This window comes from Porphyrobacter sp. SLTP (genome assembly GCF_009905735.1).
Classification (GTDB): Bacteria; Pseudomonadota; Alphaproteobacteria; order Sphingomonadales; family Sphingomonadaceae; genus Erythrobacter.
Map to the genome: position 1 here is coordinate 79,196 of NZ_JAAALE010000008.1, position 20,198 is coordinate 99,393.

Here is a 20,198-nt window from a genome sequence, read left to right on the forward strand (position 1 = left end):
GACGGGGTAACCCGCATTTACGACGTGATATGGCGGCGAGACCGTCCATGGGCGTCGGGAGATCGCCATGATCAGATCCGAATTGCTGCAGGAATTGCACAAGGATAATCCAGAGCTTCGCGCGGACGAAATCGAACAGGTGGTCGACATCTTCTTCGATGAAATCGCGCAACGGCTGGCCGAAGGCGGCCGGGTCGAACTGCGTGGCTTTGGTGCCTTTTCGACGCGAGAGCGTGAAGCGCGCAGCGGACGCAATCCGCGCACCGGCGAAACGGTGGACGTGCCCTCGAAGCGCGTGCCCTATTTCAAGGCCGGCAAGGAAATCCGCGAGCGTTTGAACAAGTAAGGTTGGCCCTTGTGTTGCGAAGGCGCCTCCGCGCCTTCGTTTTCGCCGCTATTCCTTCGCTACGCTACGGGCACCTGCGGCTCGCGCGCGTGCGCTCGCGGCCCCTTCGGGGCCGATCCTCGCTCGCAGATCAAACTTAGGCGGTGATCCGGCCCGCAAACGGACGGGCCGCAAGGCCGACCGGCCGCCCGCAGCGACGCGACCTTCAGGTCGCATGAGCGAGGATTTCGCATCGCGGAGGCGATGCGGAACACAAAAACGCCCCGAGGACGCTCGTCCGGAGGGGCGAGCGAAAAGCAAATCACGCCACCTTGCGCGGCCGCACTTCGTCATGGGCGAGGCTCGGCACAGGCAGCGCGCGCTGTTCGCCCAAGGCGGCGAAGACCAGTTCGATCAACCGCTCTCCCCCGCCGCTCAAGCTCATGTCGACCGGCAGCATCCCGAGCGCAGCGATCTCGTCGATCTCGTCCGGCCCCGGCACCGCGATGATGCGCGCCAGCCCCGGCATCCGCTGCTGTGCCAAGGGCGTGACCTCACGCGAGACCGAGGTATCGCCCGTCGCCACCACCAGCACCTGCCGCCGGTCGATCCCGATCGCGTCCCAGCTCCTCGGGTCGGCCGGGTTGGCGCGGTGGACGTGGTAGCCATCGGCCAGCGCCATCTGGAAGCGATCATGATCCGCCTCCAGCGCGAGGTAGCCAATGTCATTGAATGACAGCGCATCCGCCAGCGTACGACCCGCCGACGTCATGCCGATGATCAGCACCGGCGCGTCATCACCCGCCAACTTCATGTCCGGCGGCCCGGCGCGCAGGCGTCCGGCCAGTTTGCGCCCGATGTTCGACACCAGCGGCGTCACCGCGAGGCTGATCGCGATTGCGGTGACCATCGCGGACACCAGCCGCGGTTCGGCCAGCCCCGCCACCGCAGGCAGCGCCAGCAGCACCAGCGTGAACTCGCTTCCCTGCCCGAGCAAAAACCCAAGCTGGATCGACCCCGGCACCGACCAGCGGTTGAGCAGGGCAGCCACGACGTTGAAGGCGCATTTCAGCACGATCATGCCGAGCGAGACGCCCACCACCAGCATCCAGTCCGCCACCAGAAGCGCCGGATCGATGCTGAGGCCGACCGAGATGAAAAAGAAACTGAGGAACAGCCCTCGGAAGGCGTCGATCTCGGTCTGAACCAGAATTCGGTAGCGCGAATCCGCCACGGCCATCCCGCCCAGAAACGCGCCCAGAGTCAGCGACAGCCCCGCCATCCCCGTCGCCCACCCGGCGGCAAGCGCGATGAACAGCGCGGTGGCGGTATAGACCTCGGTCGTGCCCGCGCGGGCGATCAGGTTGAACAACGGCTCGGTCAGGTAGCGGGCGAACAGCACCGCGATCCCGAAGGCGGCGAGCGCCTTGGCCCCCGCCAGTCCCAGCGCAGGCGCCAGCGCCCCGCCGCTCGCCAGTGCACCGGCGGTCACCAGCAGCAGGATCGCGGCAATGTCCTGAAAGATCAGGATCGATTGCGCCGCGCGGCCGACGGGACAATCCTCCTGCCCGCGCTCACGCACCAGTCCGATCACGACAGCGGTGGAGGACAGGCCCATGCCGAAGCCGGCAATGATCGCAAAGGCCACCGGCAGGCCGAAGGCGATGAACAGCGCCGCAAAGGCCCCGCCCGCCACCACCATCTGCAAGCTGCCGAAGCCGAAGATATTGCCCGCTTCAGCCCGGATCCGCCCCAGCGAGAAGTGCAGGCCGAGATTGAACAGCAGGAACATTACTCCCGCCTCGGCCATCGCGGCCACCACGGGCCCGCGAAAATCGGACGCCATGCCGAGGCTCGCCAGCCCGAGCCCCAGCCCGAGATAGCCGACGATCGGGTTGAGCCGCAGCGCCCGGCTCGCCAGCGCCGCGCCGATGCCGAGGCCCAGCAGGGAAATCGCCGGCTGGATGGTCGCCACCACCGAATGCGCGTCAGATGCTTCGCCCGCCATGCTGCGCCCCTGTTGTGTGAATATCCTCGCCGAAATGGGCGATGATACGCCGACTGGCAAGCTTTCGGGCAAGCTCTGGCTTTGGAACCGCAATCTGTGGCAAGGGCCGCATCATGCGGGCGTGGCGGAATGGTAGACGCCGGGGACTTAAAATCCCCTGAGCTTTGCTCGTGCGGGTTCGAGTCCCGCCGCCCGTACCAGATACGTCATTCAGCGTAAGCAACGCGCGTTGACGCTCAGTGTGCATTATCTCCCCCTTAACGCCTTCTACCTATGTCCGTTCTGGGAACATGGGACAGGCGCGTCCCATTAACATGTCTCGCCAGTGCCAGGACCAGGGGCTGTCGGGTTGGGACAACAGGGCATGGACATAGCGACGAATACCGCACGTCTCGAAGAAGCATCCGATACGCTCGGCGCGGATCAGCGCGCTGCGCCGCGCTTCACGCTGCTCATCCGCGCGGCCAAGCTGGTCTCGGCGCAGGGCGAGTTCGTGTGCGTAATCCGTGACGTTTCCGAAACCGGGGTGAGCGTTCGCCTGTTCCACGCCTTGCCCAGCTGCAAGGACTACGCGCTGCACATGCCCGCCGGCGCGACCTACGAGGTCAGCTGCGTGTGGCAGCGGGAGAACGAGGCGGGCTTTACCTTCGCGCACAGCGTTCAGGTCGGCCAACTGGTCAATGAAGCGAGCGATTATCCCAAGCGCGGGCTCAGGCTTGGTCTGTGCTTCCCGGTGCTGGTCCACACCTTGTCGGGCAGCTTCGATGCGGTGGTGGAAAACCTCTCGCAGCAGGGCGCGCGGATCACTTGCGACCAGCTGCTGGCGATCGACCAGAACGTGCGGATCGCGGCGCCGGGCCTGTCGGGCAAGACCGGCGAAGTGCGCGCCAAGGTGCGCTGGCGGCGTGAACGTCAGTATGGGGTGGTGTTCGACGACACCTTCACGCTTGGCGAATTCGCGCGTCTCGCGGCCCAGCTTCAGGCCCCGGCGCTCCTCGGCGAGTAACCTGCCCGAAATCAGGCAGGCACGAACTTCATCGCGACCCCGTTGATGCAGTGGCGCTTGCCGGTGGGCTTGGGGCCGTCGTCGAAGATGTGCCCCAGATGCCCGCCGCAATCGGCGCAGTGCACTTCGGTGCGGGGGTAGCCGATCAGGTAATCGGTCGAAGTCCCGACCGCACCCTTGTCGATCGCCTGCCAGAAACTCGGCCAGCCGGTGCGGCTGTCATACTTGTGGGCCGAGGCATAGAGCGGGTTCGCGCAGCCTGCGCACACGAAAGTGCCCTTGCGCTTTTCCTTGTCGAGCGGCGAGGTGAAGGCGCGTTCCGTGCCCGCCTGACGCAGCACATAGAACTGGTCCTTGGTTAGCGCCTTGCGCCATTCGGCTTCGGTTCTGGCCTTGGGAAAGTTCTTGGCTTCGGCGGGCGCGGCGGAGCAGGCGCCGATAAATGGCAGCGCGGCGCCAAGGGCGAGCAGACGGCGGCGATCAATCACAGGCAGGCGCATCGGGGCGTGTTCCATCCGGGGGGCATGAAGGTCCTGTCCTTAATACGCCCGGAACACGCCTGAGGTTTCACCTGCCCATCCGGCAATCAGAAAGAGGTGATCTCAACCTCAAGCTTGCGGAAGCCGTGGACGAAGTTGGCGCGCACCCGCTCGACATCGCCGGCGACATGCACCCGCATCCGGCGCTTGTGCATTTCCTCCAGCAGCACCCGCAATTGCAGTTCGGCCAGACGCGCGCCGACGCAGCGGTGGATGCCATAGCCGAAGGCGAGGTGGCGGCGGGCGTTCTCGCGGGTGATGTCGAGCTTGTCGGGGTTCTCGAACACCTCGTCATCGCGGTTGGCGCTGATGTACCACAGCACAACCTTGTCGCCCGCCTTGATGGTCTGGCCGAACACCTCGGTGTCCTCGGTGCAGGTGCGGCGCATATGCGCCAACGGCACCTGCATCCGCAGGATTTCCTGCACGGCATTGGGGATCAGCTCGGGCCGTTCCTCGTAGAGTTTGCGCTGATCGGGGAACTTGTCGAGCGCGTGGATGATGCCGCTCATGGTGTTGCGGGTGGTGTCGTTGCCGCCGACGATCAGCAGCACCAGATTGCCCATGAATTCCTCCGGGCTCATCTGGTTCATCGCGGGCGAGTGGATCATCATCGAGATGAGATCATTGCCCGGCTCCTTGTCCATCGTCCGCTCGATCCAGAGCGTCTGGAAATAGGCCGCCATTTCCTGAAGGATGCCCCAGCGGGTCTCATCCAGCGCGCGCACCGCGCCCAGCTCGGTATCGCCCGCCCAGTCCGACCAGAAGGTCAGCAGGCGGCGGTCTTCCCACGGAAAGCCGAACAGGATGGCGAGCATCCCGGTGGTGAGTTCAATCGAGACCGTATCGACCCAATCAAACACTTCGCCGCGCGGCAGGCGGTCGAGCACTTCGCCCGTGCGCTGGCGGATTTCGGCTTCCATCTCGGTGATGGCGGTGGGTGTGAACTTGGGCGCGACGGTGCGGCGCTGCCCGGTGTGCTGCGGGCGGTCCATCGCAATGAACATCGGCAGCTCGCGCCGTTCGACGCCCATTTCGGCCAGCTGTGCATCATCGGGCCGTTCGAGGATGGTGATCCCGCCATGCTCCCAGCTCGAGGAGAAGGTTTCGGGCAGGGCCTCGATATGCTGGATCGCCTTGTGGCCGACCACCGCCCAATAGGGGCCGAACGGGCTTTCGGGAATCCAGTGCAGCTGCCCCGCCGCGCGCATCTCGGCGAAGACCGGCTGCCACTTGTCCTCGAAATAGATCTCCGAACGGCTGACGTCCCACGGGTGCGTGTGGCGGAGGCGTTCTTCGGGATGGGCGGCGAAGTGCGCCTTGAGCGCATCGTAAGAGCTCGGCTCGCGGCGCACTTGCGGGCGCTGAATCGCAGGTGGGGTGGGGGCGATGGTGGCCATGTCTGTCTCCCGTCAGGCAGCCTCTGGTACGGGCCGCTCCGATCCGAGTCGCATCCTCAGACTAACTGACAGCAATGTCAATAGTGGGTTGCGAATGGAGACCTATTCGGCCGGCTGAGTTGGGCCAGACGCACGGCGAGCGAACCAGCTCTTCTTGGCCCGCCCGGCCCCGCCCGACTTCATCACCCGCTTGCGGAACAGCAGCGATCCGCCCTTGACCAGCAGGATCACCGCAATGCCCTGCCACACAATCGCCAGCGCATGGGGCCACAGCGTATCTTCCAGCGCGGCGCGGGCCAGCATGGCAAAGGGCGAGGACAGCGGGAAGGCGATCGCCCCCAGCTCCAGCGGGGTGCCGGTCTGGCCGATATTCGCGGCCGACAGGAAGAACACCATCAGTTGCAGCATCGTCACCGGCATCGAGAGGGTCTGCACCTCGCGCACCGAAGCCGCCATCGCCCCAATCGTCAGGAACAGCGATCCGAGCAGCAGATAGGCCATCGTGAAATAGATCAGCCCCAGCGCCATGAACATCGGCCAGCCGACCGCCGGGCCGGGCAGCTCGCGGAAATTGGTCTGGGTGACAGTGACAATCGCGTCCTCGGCAATCGCCCAGAACGCCCAGCCGACCGTGCCCCACACCGCAATCCCGACGAAGGACACGCCGAGCATCGCGAAGAGCTTGCCCATGAACACCGCATCCATCGGCAAGGCCGCGGCGAGGATTTCGATGATCTTGTTGCCCTTTTCCTCGGCGAGGTTGGACAGCACCATGCCGCCCAGCAGCATCGTCAGCAGAAACAGGACCATTTGCGCGGCCTGCGCGGTCCGCACCCGGTTGGTGCGTTCGGACGCGGCGCTGGTCGCGACCACTTCGCTGGTGGCCTTGGGGAACTGCGAGGGCGAAGCGCCGCTCGCTGTCGCCGCGATCAATTCGATCGGCCCCGACCAGCGATCAATCTGACCCTTTGTGCCGACCAGTTGCGGCTCCGCCAGCGATCCGGTCAGGATCGCGGCGTAATTCCCGCGGCGCTGATCCAGAAAGGCGCGCGCATCGAAATTGCTGTCCTGCGCAGCCTCTTTGATCACCCGCAATTCGGGCACCTGAGCGCCGAGCTGCGGGCGCAGGACATCAGCCGCCGCGATCATCGCCGCGTTGTCTTCAGGCGAAAGGGCCATGCCGATCTCCGTGCTGACAGCACTGCGCTGCACCTGCCCGCCGATACTGCCCGCCAATCCCCCGATCAGCACCGGGAAGAGCGGGCCGAGCAGGAAGAACAGGAAGGCACGGCTGAACAGCACCGCGACGAAATCGCGCCGGGCGATGACCCAGGCGGCTTCCAGCGTGGTGAGGCGCGGGCGCAGCATTTCGGTATCGCTCATGCGCGGTTCCCCTGATTATCAGCTTCGAGCTGGCGCGCGGCAGCCTCACCCGCGATGGCGACGAAGGCATCGTGCAGGCCCGCGCGCTCGATCGAGAGCGAGAGAATCCCCGCCTCGCCTTCGATCAGCTGGCGCAGCAGTGGTTCGATCCCGCTTTCGGGCAGCGGGAACTGGAAGAAATCGCCATTGCGGCGGGTGTCAGCGGGCAGGGCCGAAAGCCACGCGCCCTCGCGCGCCCGCGTCTCCAGCCGCACCTGCGCCGGGATCCGGTCGCGCGCGGCCTCGACTGACCCTGCGTAAGGCACCTTGCCCCCGGCGATGATCGCCACGCCTTCGCACAGGCGTTCGGCATGGTGGATCACGTGGGTCGAGAAGATCACGGTCACGCCATCTTCGGCCAGCGCGCGGATCATCAGTTCCAGCTTGCCCTGATTGATCGCGTCGAGGCCGGAGAACGGCTCGTCCAGCACCACCAGGCGCGGGCGGTGTACCAGCGTGCCGAGCAGCTGGACGGTCTGCGCCATACCCTTCGACAGCTGGCGGATCTGGCGGTCAGCGGCATAGCCAAGCTCGTGGCGTTCGAGCAGTTCGGCGGCGCGTTTACGGCCCTCTTTGAGCGGAAGCCCGCGCAGCGCGCCCATGAAGGCAATCGCCTCGATGCACTTCATCGCCGGGTAGAGCCCGCGCTCCTCCGGCAGGTAGCCGATCAACCGGCCGATATCATGCGGGCGATCATGCCCGAACACGCGGCGCACGCCTTCATCCGGGTCGATGATGCCGAGCAGCATCCGCAGCGTCGTGGTCTTGCCCGCACCGTTGGGCCCGAGGATCCCGTAAATCGCGCCCTCGGGGACGAAAATGTCCACCCCGTCGACGGCACGCGTGCCGTCAAAGCTCTTGACCAGCCCGCGGGCTTCGATTGCGAGAGGGCGCGCATCGGCCGGGATGGCGCTGAAGCCGTCCGCCCGATTGCCCGATGCTGTGTGATCGCTTACCGCCATATCCATAGCCTACGCGGTTAGCGGGCAGGATTAAACGGGAGCCTCTCCGAATATGGTTAATGCTCCGGTAGCATCTGACCTTTCAGCCCGGATTGCGGGGGAGGCAGCCGCCTTGGGCTTTGCCGTGTGCGGCTTTGCCAGCGCAGGCGAAGACCCGCAGCGCAGCGCCCGGCTGGAGCAATGGCTGGTCGAGGGACAGCACGGTTCGATGGAGTGGATGGCCGCACGGCTCGATCATCGCCGCTCCCCCCAAGGCCTGTGGCCTGAGGCGCGCAGCGTGATCGCGCTGGGGATGAGCTACGCCCCGGCCCATGACCCACTGGCGCTAGAGGGGTCGGACATACACGCCCGCATCTCGGTTTACGCGCAGGGCAAGGATTACCACGATGTGGTGAAGAAGCGCCTGAAAGCCCTCGCCCGCTGGCTGGTTACCGAGGTGCCTGACGCACAGGTGAAGGTCTTTGTCGACACCGCCCCGGTGATGGAAAAGCCGCTGGGCGAAGCGGCGGGGATCGGGTGGCAGGGCAAGCACACCAACCTCGTGAGCCCCACCCACGGCAGCTGGCTGTTCCTCGGCGCAATCTACACGACACTCGACCTTGCCCCCGCAGAGCCGCACCGCGACCAATGCGGTTCGTGCCGCGCGTGCCTCGACGCCTGCCCCACCGGCGCCTTCCCCGCGCCTTACCGCTTGGACGCGCGGCGCTGCATTTCCTATCTTACCATCGAACACAAAGGCCCGATTGCCGAAGAATTCCGCGAAGCCCTCGGCAACCGCATCTATGGCTGCGACGATTGCCTTGCGGTCTGCCCGTGGAACAAGTTCGCGAGCGAAGCGCAGGCGATCCGCGAATTCCTCCCCCGCGCCGAACTGGTCGCCCCGCGCTTGGGCGAGTTGCTGGCGCTGGATGATGCGGGGTTCCGGGCGCTGTTTTCCGGCTCACCGATCAAACGCATCGGGCGCGACCGGTTCGTGCGGAACTGCCTTTATGCAGCGGGCAATAGCGGCAACAGAGCGCTAACCGCGCAGGTCAGCGCGTTAACGAGCGACCCCGATCCGGTGGTGGCGGAGGCGGCCGAGTGGGCGCTTGGCCGACTTCGGTCGGCCTAAGTTCTCCCCTCCCCGGCGGGGAGGGGTCGGGGGTGGGGGCTCGACGATAGCTGTGACGCGAGACCTAACGGCCTCGCTCCCCCATCCCCAGCCCTTCCCCGGGGGGAAGGGAGTCGGAATGCCCTGCTCGCTACATCAAATCCTTGATCGCCACCTCGGGGTCAGCCAGCAGCGCCGGATCAATCCGGCCCGCCCCGCTTTCCAGCAGCTTCCGCGCCTGCACATAGTCCTTCATCGTGCCGACGCAGTCGAAGGCGATCGGCTTGCCGTCCTTCAGGTACACCACCGTAAACTTGCGGGTCTCGGGATCACCGCGCAGCACCGTCTGATCGAAGCCGAGGCTCAGCCCGGCGGTTTGCAGCTTCAGATCATACTGGTTCGACCAGAACCACGGCAGCGCATGGTAAGGCTCCTTCTCGCCCATGATCGCCTTGGCCACAGTGTTCGCCATGTCATGCGCGTTCTGGACCGATTCCAAGCGGATTACCGCGCCATCGGCAAAGTCGTTGGCATGGGCGGCGCAGTCCCCGATCGCATAGACGTCATCCAGCGTCGTGCGGCAGCAGAAGTCCACATCGACCCCGTTGCTCCCCGCCGCGCCCGCCGCAATCAGCGGTGCGACCGCGGGCACCACCCCGATGCCGACGATCACCATGTCGCAGGCGACCTCCTCGCCATTGTCGAGCCTGACGCCTGTCACCCGGCCCGCGTCCTCGCCCAACACGGCGTTAACGCCGGTGCTCAGCCGAACGTCGACGCCCTGACGGCGGTGCTCCTCGGCATAGAAGGTGGACAGCTCCTCACCCGCCACGCGCGCCAGCAGGCGGGGGAGCATCTCGACCAGCACCACCTCGCAGCCGAGCTTGCGCAGCACGGCGGCTGCCTCCAGCCCGATATAGCCGCCGCCGATCACCACCGCGCGCTTGGCGCCATCGGCCAGCGCCTGCATCATCGCATCGGCATCGGCCTTGTCGCGGACGTAGAACACGCCCGGCAGCACCGCACCCGGCACCGGCAAACGCCGCGGATCGCCCCCGCCTGACCAGATCAGCTTGCGATAGGTCACCTGTGCACCGTCGCTGAGGGTGAGCGTGTGCCTGGCCGGATCGATCCCCGTCACCGCCGCGCCGAGGCGCAGGGCGATGTTCTTCTCCGCCCAGAACTTCTCGGGCCGGATCATGATCCGCTCGAACCCCTTGTCCCCGGCGAGGTATTCCTTCGACAGCGGCGGCCGCTCATAGGGCGGCGCATCGTCGCGGCCGATCATCAGGATCGAGTCCTCGTGGCCGTGCTGGCGCAAGGCAATCGCTGCCTGCGCACCGCCGTGGCCGGTGCCGACGATCACGACATCTGCGTGCTGGTTGGTAAAACTCATGTGCTTGCTATGCCCCTCCGGCGTCTTGCGGCCCTTGATGTGGCGCAAACAGCCGGAGGGTCAACCCGCCATAAGGACGAGTGCTACCGTTCGAGCAGATTGCGCGCCTGGCTGGCGATCTGGGCGAGCATCGCCGCACCCACCGGCGGGCGTGCCTGTGCGCGGGCGATCATGGCGCGGAACTGCGCGACGCCTTGCGCATTGCGCTCGGCCCATTCGGCCACGGCACCGCGCGGGTCTTCTGTACCCGACTTCGCCTGCATCAGCCGCCGCAGGAATTCGATGCGCATCTGCTGGAAATCCCGCGCGAGGCCGGACACCAGCAACCGCTCCCACACGTCGGACGGTGACATATAGGCCGCGGTCCCCTGCGCCCAGTCGAGCCCCAGCCGGGTGCCGATATCGGTAAAGGCGTGGGTGAGCAGCTTGGTCTCGATCCCGGCGACGAGCGCGCCTTGCGCCAAACCCACCGCCCCGTCGAAATCGAACAGGTTGGCGACCTTGGCGGCCAGCGCCTCGGGCGCTCCGGCGGCGACAAAGCGGTCCCGCAGTGCCCGGGAACGGGCGCGCGGCTCGTCGGTGAGCAGCTCGTCACGGCCCGAGACGAGGGCCGCCACGCCGCTCTGCAATTCGCCGATCATGGCGCCTGCGGCGACCTTGCCCGAAGCGGTGCGCAGAACGTCGGACATCAGGTTGCCGACGGCCGCTGCCAGTCGGTCAAACAGCACCAATCGCGCCGCTTCGGGGATGTCGGCCCCGTCAAGCTCGCGCCACAGCGGGTCGAGCCCGAACAAGCGCTCGGCCACCACGAAAGCGGCGGCGACTTCGGCGAGGCCCACGCCCTCTTCCTCGGCGAGTTCGAAGGGGTGCACCATGCCGAGCCGGTTGACGATGCGGTTCGACAGGCTGGTCGAAATCATCTCGGACCGCAGCCGGTGACCGCGAATCTCGGCGGCATAGGCCTTGCGCATGGCGGAGGGGAAGCGCGCCAGCAGCACAGGCTCCAGCACCGGATCATCGGGCAGCGTGCTCGCCTCTATCGCCGATTGCAGCGCCAGCTTGGCCGAGGACAGCAGCACCGCGAGTTCGGGGCGGGTGAGCCCCTGTCCGTCCGCCGCGCGGCGGCTCAGGGTCTCGCCATCGGCAAGGCCTTCGGTACGGCGGTCGAAATCGCTGACTTCCTCCAGCCGCTCGATCAGGCGGATGTAGGACGCCGTGGCACCCGCGCCGCCGCTCGACGCGACCGACAGGGCGAGTGCCTGCAAGCGGTTGTCTTCCAGCACCAGCGCGGCGACCTCGTCCGTCATCGCGGCGAGCAAGGTGTTGCGCTTCTTGGGACTGAGCTTGCCCGAAGCGGTCGCCGCGGCGAGCGCGATCTTGATATTGACCTCGTTGTCCGAACAATCGACCCCGGCCGAATTGTCGATGAAGTCGGTGTTGATGCGCCCACCATTGAGCGAGAAGGCGATCCGCCCCGCCTGCGTCACGCCAAGATTCGCGCCTTCGCCGATCACGCGGGCGCGCACTTCGGTCGCATCGACGCGCAGGCCATCATTGGCCGGATCGCCGACCGCGATGTTGTTCTCCTGCGGGGCCTTCACATAGGTGCCGATCCCGCCGAACCACATCAGGTCAACCGGCGCGCGCAGGATTGCGCTGATCAGCGCTTCCGGCTCGATTTCCTTCGCCTCGATCCCCAGAACTTCGCGCGCCTGCTTCGACAGCTTGATCACCTTGGCCGAGCGCGGGAACACGCCGCCGCCCTTGGAGATCAGCGCGGCGTCGTAATCCTCCCAGCTCGACCGGGGGAGTTCGAACATCCGCTTGCGCTCTTTCCAGCTGCTCAGCGGATCGGGCGAAGGGTCGATGAAGATGTGGCGGTGATCGAAGGCGGCGACCAGCTTCAGCGCCTTGGACAGCAGCATCCCGTTACCGAACACATCGCCCGACATGTCGCCGCAGCCTGCGACGGTGACGCTCTGGGTCTGCACGTCGATGCCCATTTCGCGGAAGTGGCGCTGGACCGAAACCCAGGCGCCGCGCGCGGTGATGCCCATCGCCTTGTGGTCATATCCGTTCGACCCGCCGCTGGCGAAGGCGTCGTCCAGCCAGAAATCCCGGCTTTGCGCGATCCCGTTGGCGATGTCGGAGAAGGTCGCGGTGCCCTTGTCGGCGGCGACCACGAAATAGGGGTCTTCGCCGTCGAGCACCTGCACGCAGTCGGGGTGAACAACGGTCCCGCCCACGATATTGTCGGTGACCGACAGCAGCGTGCGGATGAAGATTTCGTAGGCGGCGCGGCCCTCAGCGGCCCAACCTTCGCGGTCGATCGCGGGGGACGGGAGCTGCTTGGGATAGAACCCACCCTTCGCGCCGGTCGGCACGATCACGGCGTTCTTCACGCGCTGCGCTTTCATCAGGCCGAGAATTTCGGTGCGGAAGTCATCGCGCCGGTCTGACCATCTGAGGCCCCCGCGCGCCACAGCGCCCGAGCGCAGGTGAATACCCTCGACCCGGCGCGAATAGACGAAGATCTCGCGCCACGGCACGGGCTTGGGCAGGCCGGGGACCAGCGCGGAATCGATCTTGAACGCCAGCGCCTCGGCAGCAGCAGGCGCGAAAGCATTGGTGCGCAGCACCGCGTCGATCACCGCGCGGTAGAGCCTGAGCAGCCGGTCGTCATTGATTGCGGTGACCTTGGCGAGGCCGCGGGTAAAGGCGCTTTGCGCGGCGGCGATCGCCTCGTCCCGGTCACCGGCGAAGGTCGGATCGTGGCGCGCGGCGAACAGGTCGATCATCGCCCGCGTCACGTGCGGCGCGGCAACCAACGCGTCGACCACGGTGTAGATCGTGTAGCTCACCCCGGTCTGGCGCAGATAGCGATAAACCGCGCGCAGCCAGTTGGCGCTGCGCGGGGCGAGGCCAGCGGCAGGGATCAGGCGGTTGAAGGGATCATCCTCCGCCGTACCATTCAGCACCTCGGCCAGCGCGCCTTCGATCAGCGCGGCGCGTTCCAGCAGCGCCCCCGCATCCCGTCCAGCGGGCACGGTCAGGATGAAATCGTGGATCGAGCCGAGGCTCGCGTCGGTCAGGAAGGTCGGCACTTCGGCGGCGACGCGGAAGCCGAAATTCTCCAGCGCCGGAACCGCATCGGACAGGGCGAGCGTGCCGGTCATCACATAGACCTTCAGCCGCAGCGTATCGGCCCCGTCACTATCCAGCCGGTAGAGCCGCACCGTGCGGGTGGCGCGGGTCACCTCGCCTTCGGCCACCACGAGCGTGCGCAGCTTGGCGATGTCGCGCGCGGCTTCCTGCGGGCCGTAGGTCAGGCGATAACCCGTCGGGAAGGCAGGCGCATACCGCGCGGCGAGCGCAGCGGCTCGGCCTTCTTCCTCGCTGGCGGCGAGATGGCCTGCGACCGCCTCGTTCCAGCCGCGCAGCAGATCGACCAATTGCGCTTCAATCGCGGCATCATCGGGCAGATCGGCGCAGGCGCGCACATCGACCAGGAAGCGCAGCAGCGCGAGCGTGCTGCTTTCGACCTCAAGGCTCCAGTCGAGCAGCGCCGCGCCCGGCGTGCCGAGCAGCATCGCCTGAATCTGCAAGCGCACATCGGTCGACAGCTGATCGCGCGGCAGCCAGACGAAGGCGAAGACGTGCCGCTCCAGCGTGGCGCGCACCATGATGAGGCGCGGGCGCGGACGGTCAATCAGGGCCATCTTGGCGGTCACCAGATCGGCGACGCGCGCAGGCTCAAAGGCGGTCAAAAGGTCATTGGGCAGCGAGGTGAAAGCGTGCACCAGCGCCTTGCCATTATGCCCCGCCGGATCGAAGCCGAGCTGCTGGGTCATGCCCGCGACCATCGCGCGCAGCACCGGCACTTCGCTCGGCCGCGCGTTCAGCGCCGCGCTGGTCCACAGCCCGGCATGGATCGACAGTGCGGTGATCGCGCCACCGTCGCGCACCGGCACGATGAACAGATCGAGCGGGCTGAAGCGGTGCACCCGCGCCTGCACATTGGACTTGATCGCCAGCAGCGCCTTGGGCGTGCCAGCCGCCTCGTGCCGGTCGAACCATTCGAACGCGCGGGCATAGCTGACCTCGGCGAGCAGCTCGCCCGCCGAAGCGCGGCAGATGCCAAGCTGCTGGGTGGTCGTCCCGTCACGGTGGCGGGTGAGGTGGCCGAGCTGGGTCAGCATTCCGCCGCCCAGCCAGCCGAGCAGCGCGCCTGCCTCGGCGTCCAGTGCCCCGGCCAGCGCCGCATCGGCATTGATCGCGGCCTGCATCGCGGGCCAATCGCTCACCGCGGCATGGACATCGGCAAGCGTGGTTTGCAGCGCTTCGAGCAGGTCGCGCCGCTGGCGGGCATCAACGCGCGGGGTTTCGATATAGATCAGCGATTCGCGGCTGCCGTCCTTGCCCAGCCCCGTGACCGCGCCCGCATCATCACGCTCGACCGGGACAACGGGGTGCAGCAGCCGGTCAATCGCCAGCCCCTGCGCTGCAATCGCCGCCGCAATCGAATCGACCAGAAACGGCATGTCGTCATTGATGATGGCGATGCGCAGGTGGCGCCGGTCGCCGGTCGCGGATTCGATCTGGACTAGCGATTGGCCGGGCGCGCGGGTGGCCGCAGCGGCGAGCAGCCAGGTGGCGGCCTCTTCCAGCGCGGCCTTTTCTACCGGGGCGTCACCGGGAAGCAGCGAGGCTTCAAGCTGTAGGCGCAAGGCCTTGATCAACGCGCGGCCCGGGGATTTGGGCGCCGCGGCGGCAACGGTCTTGGACCCCATTTTTGGCTCCTGCTCATCCTGCGTTCCGGCTGCGCTTTGCGCGCAATATTGTTGTTCCGGATTGTTGTTATCGTGTCTTGGGCGATACCCGCTTTCGTGCGTCTGGCGCAAGCGTGATGATTGCGCAGTGTTACGCTGCGAGGACGGTTTCGCAGGCTTCCAGAGTGAGTTCGAGGCTGCGGATACGTGCCGCGGCGTCATAGGTTGCGCCGCACAGCAGGATCTCGTCCGCGCCAGTGCGGGCGACGAAAGCGGCGATCCGTTCGCGCACCTGCGCGGGGGTGCCGACGGCAGCGGCCTGCCCCAAATGGGCAAGCATCGCTTGCGCCTGTGCCGGCAGCGTGTCGGTGTAGCCTTCAATCGGCGGCGGCAGCTTGCCGGGCGAGCCGCTGCGCAGCCGTACGAAGCTTTGCTGCTGGCTCGACGCGAGCAGGCGCGCCTCGGCCTCGGTCTCGGCGGCGAACACGTTCATCGCCACCATCACGTGCGGCTTGGCGAGCGCTTCGGAGGGCTGGAAATCGCGGCGATAGACGGCGAGCGCGGCGTCGAGGTGATCGGGCGCAAAGTGGGCGGCGAAGGCATAGGGCAGGCCCAGCTTCGCGGCGAGCTGCGCGCCAAACAGGCTCGACCCCAGCATCCACAGCTCCACCTGCGCGCCAAGCCCCGGCGTGGCGTGGATCGGCAGGTCGTAATCCCCCGTCAGCAGTGCGCGCAGTTCGACCACGTCCTGCGGGAAATATTCGGCGGCCTGATGGAGATTCTTGCGCAGGGCCCGCTGCAATTCCGGCCCAGCTCCCGGCGCGCGGCCGAGGCCCAGGTCGATCCGGCCGGGGAACAGCGCGTCCAGCGTGCCGAATTGCTCGGCGATCTGGAACGGGGTGTGGTTGGGCAGCATGATCCCGCCCGATCCGATGCGGATGCGGCTGGTGGCATTGCCGATATGGGCGAGCACGACCGAAGTCGCCCCGCCCGCGATCCCGTCCATCGCGTGATGTTCGGCGACCCAGAAGCGGTCGCAGCCGAGCGCCTCAGCGGCGCGCGCAAGTTCGGTGGTGTCGGCGAAGGCTTCTGAGAGCGTACCGCCTTCGCGCACCGGCACGAGATCGAGCACGGAAAATCGGGTCATGACGCGGGTTCCTCCTGCGGGGCGACAGTCTCCCCTGCTTGTCCAAGCTGCGCAAGGTAATCCTTGGCGGTTGCGGCGGCCGGACTTTCGGGCGCGAGGGCGAGCACGGATTGCCAGCTCTCCCGCGCGGCATCCTCCCGCCCGGCGAGGATCGCGATCACGCCGGCCTCAAGCCCGATATCCGGATCGCCGGGAGTGAGCAGGGCGGCGCGTTCGATCGCGGTCTGCGCCTCGGGGAGCCGGTCGAGCCTGCGGAGCAGAGTGGCTTTCAGCAGCCAACCCTCGGCCCGTTCCGGCGCGAGCGTGGTCGCCGCTTCCAAAGCGCCCAGCGCATCCTCGCCGCGCGACAGGGCCACCAGCGCGCGTGCACGATCGGTCGCTGCGATAGCTTCAAGCGGGGCGAAACCGGCGGTGCGGGCATCGGCCTCGGCTGCGGTCAGCAGGGTGAGCGCGCCCTCGGCATCCCCACCCGCCAGCGCAGCATTCCCGGCGAGCGCGGCAAAGCGCGCGCGGGTGCGGGTCTCGTCTGCGGGCGTTTCATCGCGTGCAGCGAGAAAGGCGGTGCGCGCATCCTGCCACAGACCCAGCTCACTCGCAGCGGTGCCGAGACAGTGATTGGCGAGCACGCGGTCTGCGCCCTTGGTCTCGCTCCGGCGGATTTGCGCCATGGTGTGGGCGCGCGCCGGGTCTTCCGCCAGCTGATCAAGGCAGGTCTGGAGCCATGCACTGGTGGCGTTGATATCGCCCTTCACCCCATCGGCACGGGGCGGACGGTCGCGCATCAAGTCGTCGCCCGCCATCCCTCCGGCCATGGGATTGGGGCCAACCTGAAGCAGCAGTGCGAGGAGCAGGGACAAAGGATCTATCCGTAAAATTCGGCCACGATGGCCTTGAGGGCGGTAATGTCGGCGGGGCGCGACAGGCGGTGGTCGCCGTCTTCTATCAGAGTCACCTGAACATCGTCCGACCGCAGCGCCGCTTTCAGCCTGAGGCTGACCTCCCACGGCACGTCAGCGTCCGCCTTGCCGTGGAGCAACCGCACCGGGCAGGTGAGGGCGATGCCGCTCTCCAGCCGCAGGTGGCATTCGGCGTCGGCGAAGAACTTGGCGTAAGTCGGCGTGGGTTTGGGGCCATAGGGGTTGGGCTCGAAGATCGTCTCGCCCGCTGCCAGCGCCGCGCGCTGTTCCTCGGTATAGCCCCAGCGGGTGAAGTCCGGCGCGGGGGCGATACCGATCAGCCCGGCGAGGCGATGCTTCAGATGCTCGGCCACCAGCAGCATCAGCCAACCGCCCATCGACGAGCCGACCAGCAGCACCGGACCACTGACGTACGAAGCGACCAGCGCCAGCACCTCATCGCGCCAGCTGCTCAGCATCCCTTCGGCAAACTCGCCGTCGCTCAAGCCGCAGCCCGAATAGTCGAGCAGCAGGCAGGCCCGGCCCTTTTCCTGCGCCTCGGCAAACAGCGCGGTCGCCTTGCTGCCGCTCATGTCGGACATGTAGCCGGGCAGGAACACGAGGCACGGGCCCCCGGAGTCTTGGGCGCCCTGCGTGTAGCGGAAGGCCACGCGGCGGCCATCGTAGAGGGTGTGGTGCAGATGATCGGTCATGCGCGCAACCATGCCTTGCCCGGAGGCGCAAAGGCAACCATTGTCGGCGTGCGACTGTCACAGCAGCGCAACGGGAGAGGATTACGCGACGCGCCATGTTCACCAATGATTCTGCCGCCCAGCCGGCCCCCTCGCCCACGGCTCTGACGCGCCGCAACCTGTTCACGCTCGCCGGGGCGTCCGCCGCCTTGGCAGCGACCCCGCTCGCCGCGCGCAGCTTCGGCACCGGCTTCACGCACAATGTCGCCAGCGGGGAGCCTTCGGCGACCAGCGTGTTGCTGTGGACCCGCTACGTCGCCGATGCGGAAATCACCCTGACCTGGCAGGTGAGCGAGGCTGAGGACTTCGCAAAGCCGATAACCGAGGGCAGCGTAACGGCCTCGCCCGCGCGCGACTGGTGCGCCAAGGGCGTGGTGACGGGCCTGTCGCCGGATCGTTGGTATTTCTACCGCTTCCTCGCGCCCGATGGCGCCGCTTCGCCCGTGGGCCGCACCCGCACCTTGCCTGAGGGGCCGTCCGCGACCTTCCGCCTTGCGGTGTTCTCCTGCTCCAACTTCGGGTTCGGCTGGTTCAACGCCTATGGCCATGCCGCCGAGGCGAATGACGCCGACCTCGCGGTGCATCTCGGCGATTACATCTACGAATATGCCGCGGGCACCTATCCTAGCGCGGACCAAGCCAACCCCGACCGCCTGCTGGCGCCGGCGACCGAGATCGTCGCGCTCACCGATTACCGCCTGCGCTACGCCACCTACCGCGCCGATCCGGATTGCCAGCGGCTGCATCAGGTGCTGCCGATGATCGCCGTGTGGGACGATCACGAAAGCGCGAACGACGCCTACAAGGACGGCGCGCAGAACCACCAGAGCGAGACCGAGGGCGATTGGGCCGCGCGCAAGGCTGCCGCCAAGCAGGCCTACCGCGAATGGATGCCGGTCTCCGACGCGCCCTATGCCGCCTATCAGGTCGGTGACCTGGCGACGCTGTTCCGGCTCGACACCCGGCTGGAGGGGCGCGAGAAACAGTTCAGCCTTGAAACCGTGCTGGCGGGCAAAACCGATCCGCAAGCCGCCATTGCCGCCCTCGACGCGTTTCGGACGGGAGACTGGGCCAACCCTGATCGCCAGCTGCTTGGGCAGGCGCAGGATTCGTGGCTGGCAGAGGGCCTCGCCGCCTCCACCGCCAAGGGTACCGCGTGGCAGGTGCTGGTGCAGCAGGTGCTGATCGGCAATCTCAAGAGCCCGCAATCGCTCTACGCCCAGCTCGGCGACGGCTTGCCCGATTACGTCCGCCAGCGCCTCACTGCCGCCGCCATGGCGAGCAAGGCGGGCTTGCCGCTCAATATGGACGCATGGGACGGCTATCCCGCCGCGCGCGAACGGGTGTTCAAAGCGGCGCTGGCGGCGGACGCGAACCTGATCGTGCTGGCGGGCGACACCCACAACGGCTGGGCCTTCGACCTGACGCAGGACGGCGCGAAAGTGGGTGTCGAGCTGGGCGTCTGCTCGGTCAGCTCGCCGGGCTTTGAAAGCTACCTCAGCACCATCAAGCCCGATGTGCTGGCCGCCGCGTTGGTGGCGGAGAACGAACAGCTCAAATGGGCTGACACCGCGCAGCGCGGTTACATGGTGGTCGAGCTGACCCCCGCCCGCGCGACGACCGAATATCGCTTCAGCACCGGCGTGAAGCAGCGCTCGACAAAGCTCGCAGGCACGAAGCGGATCACGACCGAGAAGGGCTCGGGCACGCTGGCGGTTTAATCGCGGCTGAAGATCGCCTCGATCGGCAGGCCGAAGACATCGGCAATGGTGAAGGCGAGCGGGAGTGAGGGGTCATAGCGGCCGGTCTCGATGGCGTTGACGCTCTGGCGGGAGACGCCCAGACGGTCGGCCAGATCCTGCTGGCTCCAGCTGCGTTCGGCGCGCAGCACGCGCAGGCGGTTGTTCATTCGCCGCGCACCTTCATCACGACCTGCGCAATCCCAAGTCCCACAGCCCAGACCGGCAGCACCCACCACGACCAAACGTGCGGGACCAGTTCGAACATCTCCAGAAAGCCCCAGAAAATGCCGATGGCGAGCACCAGCCCGAGGCTCATGAGCGCGGCGCGGACCATGCGGTAACGCAGGTATTCGTCGGTTTCCTCGACCAGATAGCGGCCCATCGCCCAGATCATCCCGAAGGTCGGCAGGGTTGGCAGCAGCGCGAGGGCAAAGACCGTCGCACCCGTGAGCTTGTAGCTGTTCCACACCGCAATCGCGATGCCAAGGCCGAGGACATAGCCGAAGGATGCGATCAGAAACCGACGGTTGTAACGGATGATGACGGGGTTGACGCAGTCCCCGCGCTCGCTCGCCCGCACCAGCGGGATCAGCAGCCCCATTGCGCCCAGAAACAGGATCATCGCGACCGGGGCTGTGATTGCGTCGGTCAGCTTGAGCACGACGATGATGGCGGACGAAGCCAGATAGTTTCCGGCCCAGAACCAAGGGCTGCGGCGGGAAGGGGATGTTGCCTTGTCCATGG

The 20,198-nt window shown here is 66.8% G+C and carries 17 protein-coding genes and 1 tRNA gene; 6 read left to right on the top strand and 12 right to left on the bottom strand.

What is annotated here, in order from left to right; all coding sequences use genetic code 11:
- Window positions 1-67 precede the first annotated feature (67 nt).
- Complete coding sequence (locus GVM20_RS08665; protein WP_160759862.1) at window positions 68-346, top strand: integration host factor subunit beta; 279 nt, start codon at window positions 68-70, stop codon at window positions 344-346.
- Between the two features lie 301 nt (window positions 347-647).
- On the opposite strand, the gene GVM20_RS08670 is transcribed toward GVM20_RS08665, so the two are convergent.
- The gene (locus tag GVM20_RS08670) at window positions 648-2,333 is read right to left on the bottom strand and encodes a cation:proton antiporter domain-containing protein (RefSeq protein WP_166546806.1); all 1,686 of its coding nucleotides are present in this window, start codon (window positions 2,331-2,333) and stop codon (window positions 648-650) included.
- Between GVM20_RS08670 and GVM20_RS08675 the strand changes: the two genes are divergently transcribed.
- The 3 genes from GVM20_RS08675 to GVM20_RS08685 all read left to right on the top strand — a co-directional run bounded on the left by GVM20_RS08675 (window position 2,332) and on the right by GVM20_RS08685 (window position 3,339).
- Window positions 2,332-2,469, top strand: a complete 138-nt coding sequence (locus GVM20_RS08675) for a hypothetical protein (protein WP_166546807.1) — start codon at window positions 2,332-2,334, stop codon at window positions 2,467-2,469. The two genes, GVM20_RS08670 and GVM20_RS08675, sit on opposite strands and share 2 nt — an antisense overlap.
- Window positions 2,449-2,533, top strand: a tRNA-Leu gene (locus GVM20_RS08680). Before GVM20_RS08675 ends, GVM20_RS08680 begins: the two co-directional genes overlap by 21 nt.
- 164 nt (window positions 2,534-2,697) lie before the next feature.
- On the top strand, window positions 2,698-3,339 hold the full coding sequence (locus GVM20_RS08685; RefSeq protein ID WP_166546808.1) for a PilZ domain-containing protein: 642 nt from the start codon (window positions 2,698-2,700) through the stop codon (window positions 3,337-3,339).
- 11 nt (window positions 3,340-3,350) lie between these two features.
- Here the strand turns inward: GVM20_RS08685 and msrB are convergent, their stop codons facing one another.
- From msrB to GVM20_RS08705, 4 genes are all read right to left on the bottom strand, one after another.
- Window positions 3,351-3,839 (bottom strand): peptide-methionine (R)-S-oxide reductase MsrB, encoded by a 489-nt coding sequence (gene msrB, locus GVM20_RS08690; protein ID WP_166546809.1) that lies wholly within the window; start codon window positions 3,837-3,839, stop codon window positions 3,351-3,353.
- Between the two features lie 86 nt (window positions 3,840-3,925).
- Window positions 3,926-5,278, bottom strand: coding sequence for a cytochrome P450 (locus GVM20_RS08695; protein WP_166546810.1), 1,353 nt, complete (start codon window positions 5,276-5,278; stop codon window positions 3,926-3,928).
- Between the two features lie 102 nt (window positions 5,279-5,380).
- Entirely contained in the window at window positions 5,381-6,661 is a 1,281-nt protein-coding gene (locus tag GVM20_RS08700) for an ABC transporter permease (RefSeq protein ID WP_166546811.1), read from the bottom strand.
- On the bottom strand, window positions 6,658-7,668 hold the full coding sequence (locus tag GVM20_RS08705; RefSeq protein ID WP_166546812.1) for an ABC transporter ATP-binding protein: 1,011 nt from the start codon (window positions 7,666-7,668) through the stop codon (window positions 6,658-6,660). Before GVM20_RS08705 ends, GVM20_RS08700 begins: the two co-directional genes overlap by 4 nt.
- Window positions 7,669-7,714: 46 nt before the next feature.
- On the opposite strand from GVM20_RS08705, the gene queG reads away from it, so the two are divergent.
- A complete protein-coding gene (gene queG / locus GVM20_RS08710; RefSeq protein WP_166546813.1) occupies window positions 7,715-8,773 on the top strand; it encodes a tRNA epoxyqueuosine(34) reductase QueG in 1,059 nt (352 codons plus the stop codon).
- 130 nt (window positions 8,774-8,903) lie between these two features.
- Here queG and GVM20_RS08715 read toward each other — a convergent pair whose 3' ends face one another.
- From GVM20_RS08715 to GVM20_RS08735, 5 genes are all read right to left on the bottom strand, one after another.
- Window positions 8,904-10,148, bottom strand: a complete 1,245-nt coding sequence (locus tag GVM20_RS08715) for an NAD(P)/FAD-dependent oxidoreductase (protein WP_166546814.1) — start codon at window positions 10,146-10,148, stop codon at window positions 8,904-8,906.
- 83 nt (window positions 10,149-10,231) lie between these two features.
- Window positions 10,232-14,938, bottom strand: a complete 4,707-nt coding sequence (locus GVM20_RS08720) for an NAD-glutamate dehydrogenase domain-containing protein (RefSeq protein WP_166546815.1) — start codon at window positions 14,936-14,938, stop codon at window positions 10,232-10,234.
- 130 nt (window positions 14,939-15,068) lie between these two features.
- On the bottom strand, window positions 15,069-16,064 hold the full coding sequence (locus GVM20_RS08725) for an LLM class flavin-dependent oxidoreductase (protein WP_166546816.1): 996 nt from the start codon (window positions 16,062-16,064) through the stop codon (window positions 15,069-15,071).
- Window positions 16,061-16,921, bottom strand: coding sequence for a tetratricopeptide repeat protein (locus tag GVM20_RS08730; protein ID WP_234031924.1), 861 nt, complete (start codon window positions 16,919-16,921; stop codon window positions 16,061-16,063). The genes GVM20_RS08725 and GVM20_RS08730 overlap by 4 nt, the downstream gene beginning before the upstream one ends.
- Window positions 16,922-16,926: 5 nt before the next feature.
- Complete coding sequence (locus tag GVM20_RS08735) at window positions 16,927-17,673, bottom strand: alpha/beta hydrolase (protein WP_166546817.1); 747 nt, start codon at window positions 17,671-17,673, stop codon at window positions 16,927-16,929.
- A gap of 95 nt (window positions 17,674-17,768) precedes the next feature.
- Here GVM20_RS08735 and GVM20_RS08740 point away from each other — a divergent pair, with 95 nt between their 5' ends.
- Window positions 17,769-19,433, top strand: coding sequence for an alkaline phosphatase D family protein (locus GVM20_RS08740; RefSeq protein WP_166546818.1), 1,665 nt, complete (start codon window positions 17,769-17,771; stop codon window positions 19,431-19,433).
- Here GVM20_RS08740 and GVM20_RS08745 read toward each other — a convergent pair.
- Together GVM20_RS08745 and GVM20_RS08750 are read right to left on the bottom strand one after the other, a co-directional pair.
- Window positions 19,430-19,621 carry a helix-turn-helix transcriptional regulator gene (locus GVM20_RS08745; RefSeq protein WP_166546819.1) on the bottom strand — a complete coding sequence of 64 codons (192 nt, stop codon included), beginning with the start codon at window positions 19,619-19,621 and terminating at the stop codon, window positions 19,430-19,432. The genes GVM20_RS08740 and GVM20_RS08745 overlap by 4 nt on opposite strands.
- Complete coding sequence (locus GVM20_RS08750) at window positions 19,618-20,196, bottom strand: hypothetical protein (protein WP_166546820.1); 579 nt, start codon at window positions 20,194-20,196, stop codon at window positions 19,618-19,620. The genes GVM20_RS08745 and GVM20_RS08750 overlap by 4 nt, the downstream gene beginning before the upstream one ends.
- Between the last annotated feature and the right edge of the window lie 2 nt (window positions 20,197-20,198).

Excerpts from the sequence above, each read along its gene's own strand:
- GVM20_RS08665 (WP_160759862.1), top strand. The coding sequence starts at position 68 with ATGATCAGATCCGAATTGCTGCAGGAATTGCACAAGGATAATCCAGAG.
- GVM20_RS08675 (WP_166546807.1), top strand. The coding sequence starts at position 2,332 with ATGCTGCGCCCCTGTTGTGTGAATATCCTCGCCGAAATGGGCGATGAT.
- GVM20_RS08670 (WP_166546806.1), bottom strand. The coding sequence starts at position 2,333 with ATGGCGGGCGAAGCATCTGACGCGCATTCGGTGGTGGCGACCATCCAG.
- GVM20_RS08685 (WP_166546808.1), top strand. The coding sequence starts at position 2,698 with ATGGACATAGCGACGAATACCGCACGTCTCGAAGAAGCATCCGATACG.
- msrB (WP_166546809.1), bottom strand. The coding sequence starts at position 3,839 with ATGCGCCTGCCTGTGATTGATCGCCGCCGTCTGCTCGCCCTTGGCGCC.
- GVM20_RS08695 (WP_166546810.1), bottom strand. The coding sequence starts at position 5,278 with ATGGCCACCATCGCCCCCACCCCACCTGCGATTCAGCGCCCGCAAGTG.
- GVM20_RS08700 (WP_166546811.1), bottom strand. The coding sequence starts at position 6,661 with ATGAGCGATACCGAAATGCTGCGCCCGCGCCTCACCACGCTGGAAGCC.
- GVM20_RS08705 (WP_166546812.1), bottom strand. The coding sequence starts at position 7,668 with ATGGATATGGCGGTAAGCGATCACACAGCATCGGGCAATCGGGCGGAC.
- queG (WP_166546813.1), top strand. The coding sequence starts at position 7,715 with ATGGTTAATGCTCCGGTAGCATCTGACCTTTCAGCCCGGATTGCGGGG.
- GVM20_RS08715 (WP_166546814.1), bottom strand. The coding sequence starts at position 10,148 with ATGAGTTTTACCAACCAGCACGCAGATGTCGTGATCGTCGGCACCGGC.
- GVM20_RS08720 (WP_166546815.1), bottom strand. The coding sequence starts at position 14,938 with ATGGGGTCCAAGACCGTTGCCGCCGCGGCGCCCAAATCCCCGGGCCGC.
- GVM20_RS08725 (WP_166546816.1), bottom strand. The coding sequence starts at position 16,064 with ATGACCCGATTTTCCGTGCTCGATCTCGTGCCGGTGCGCGAAGGCGGT.
- GVM20_RS08735 (WP_166546817.1), bottom strand. The coding sequence starts at position 17,673 with ATGACCGATCATCTGCACCACACCCTCTACGATGGCCGCCGCGTGGCC.
- GVM20_RS08740 (WP_166546818.1), top strand. The coding sequence starts at position 17,769 with ATGTTCACCAATGATTCTGCCGCCCAGCCGGCCCCCTCGCCCACGGCT.
- GVM20_RS08745 (WP_166546819.1), bottom strand. The coding sequence starts at position 19,621 with ATGAACAACCGCCTGCGCGTGCTGCGCGCCGAACGCAGCTGGAGCCAG.
- GVM20_RS08750 (WP_166546820.1), bottom strand. The coding sequence starts at position 20,196 with ATGGACAAGGCAACATCCCCTTCCCGCCGCAGCCCTTGGTTCTGGGCC.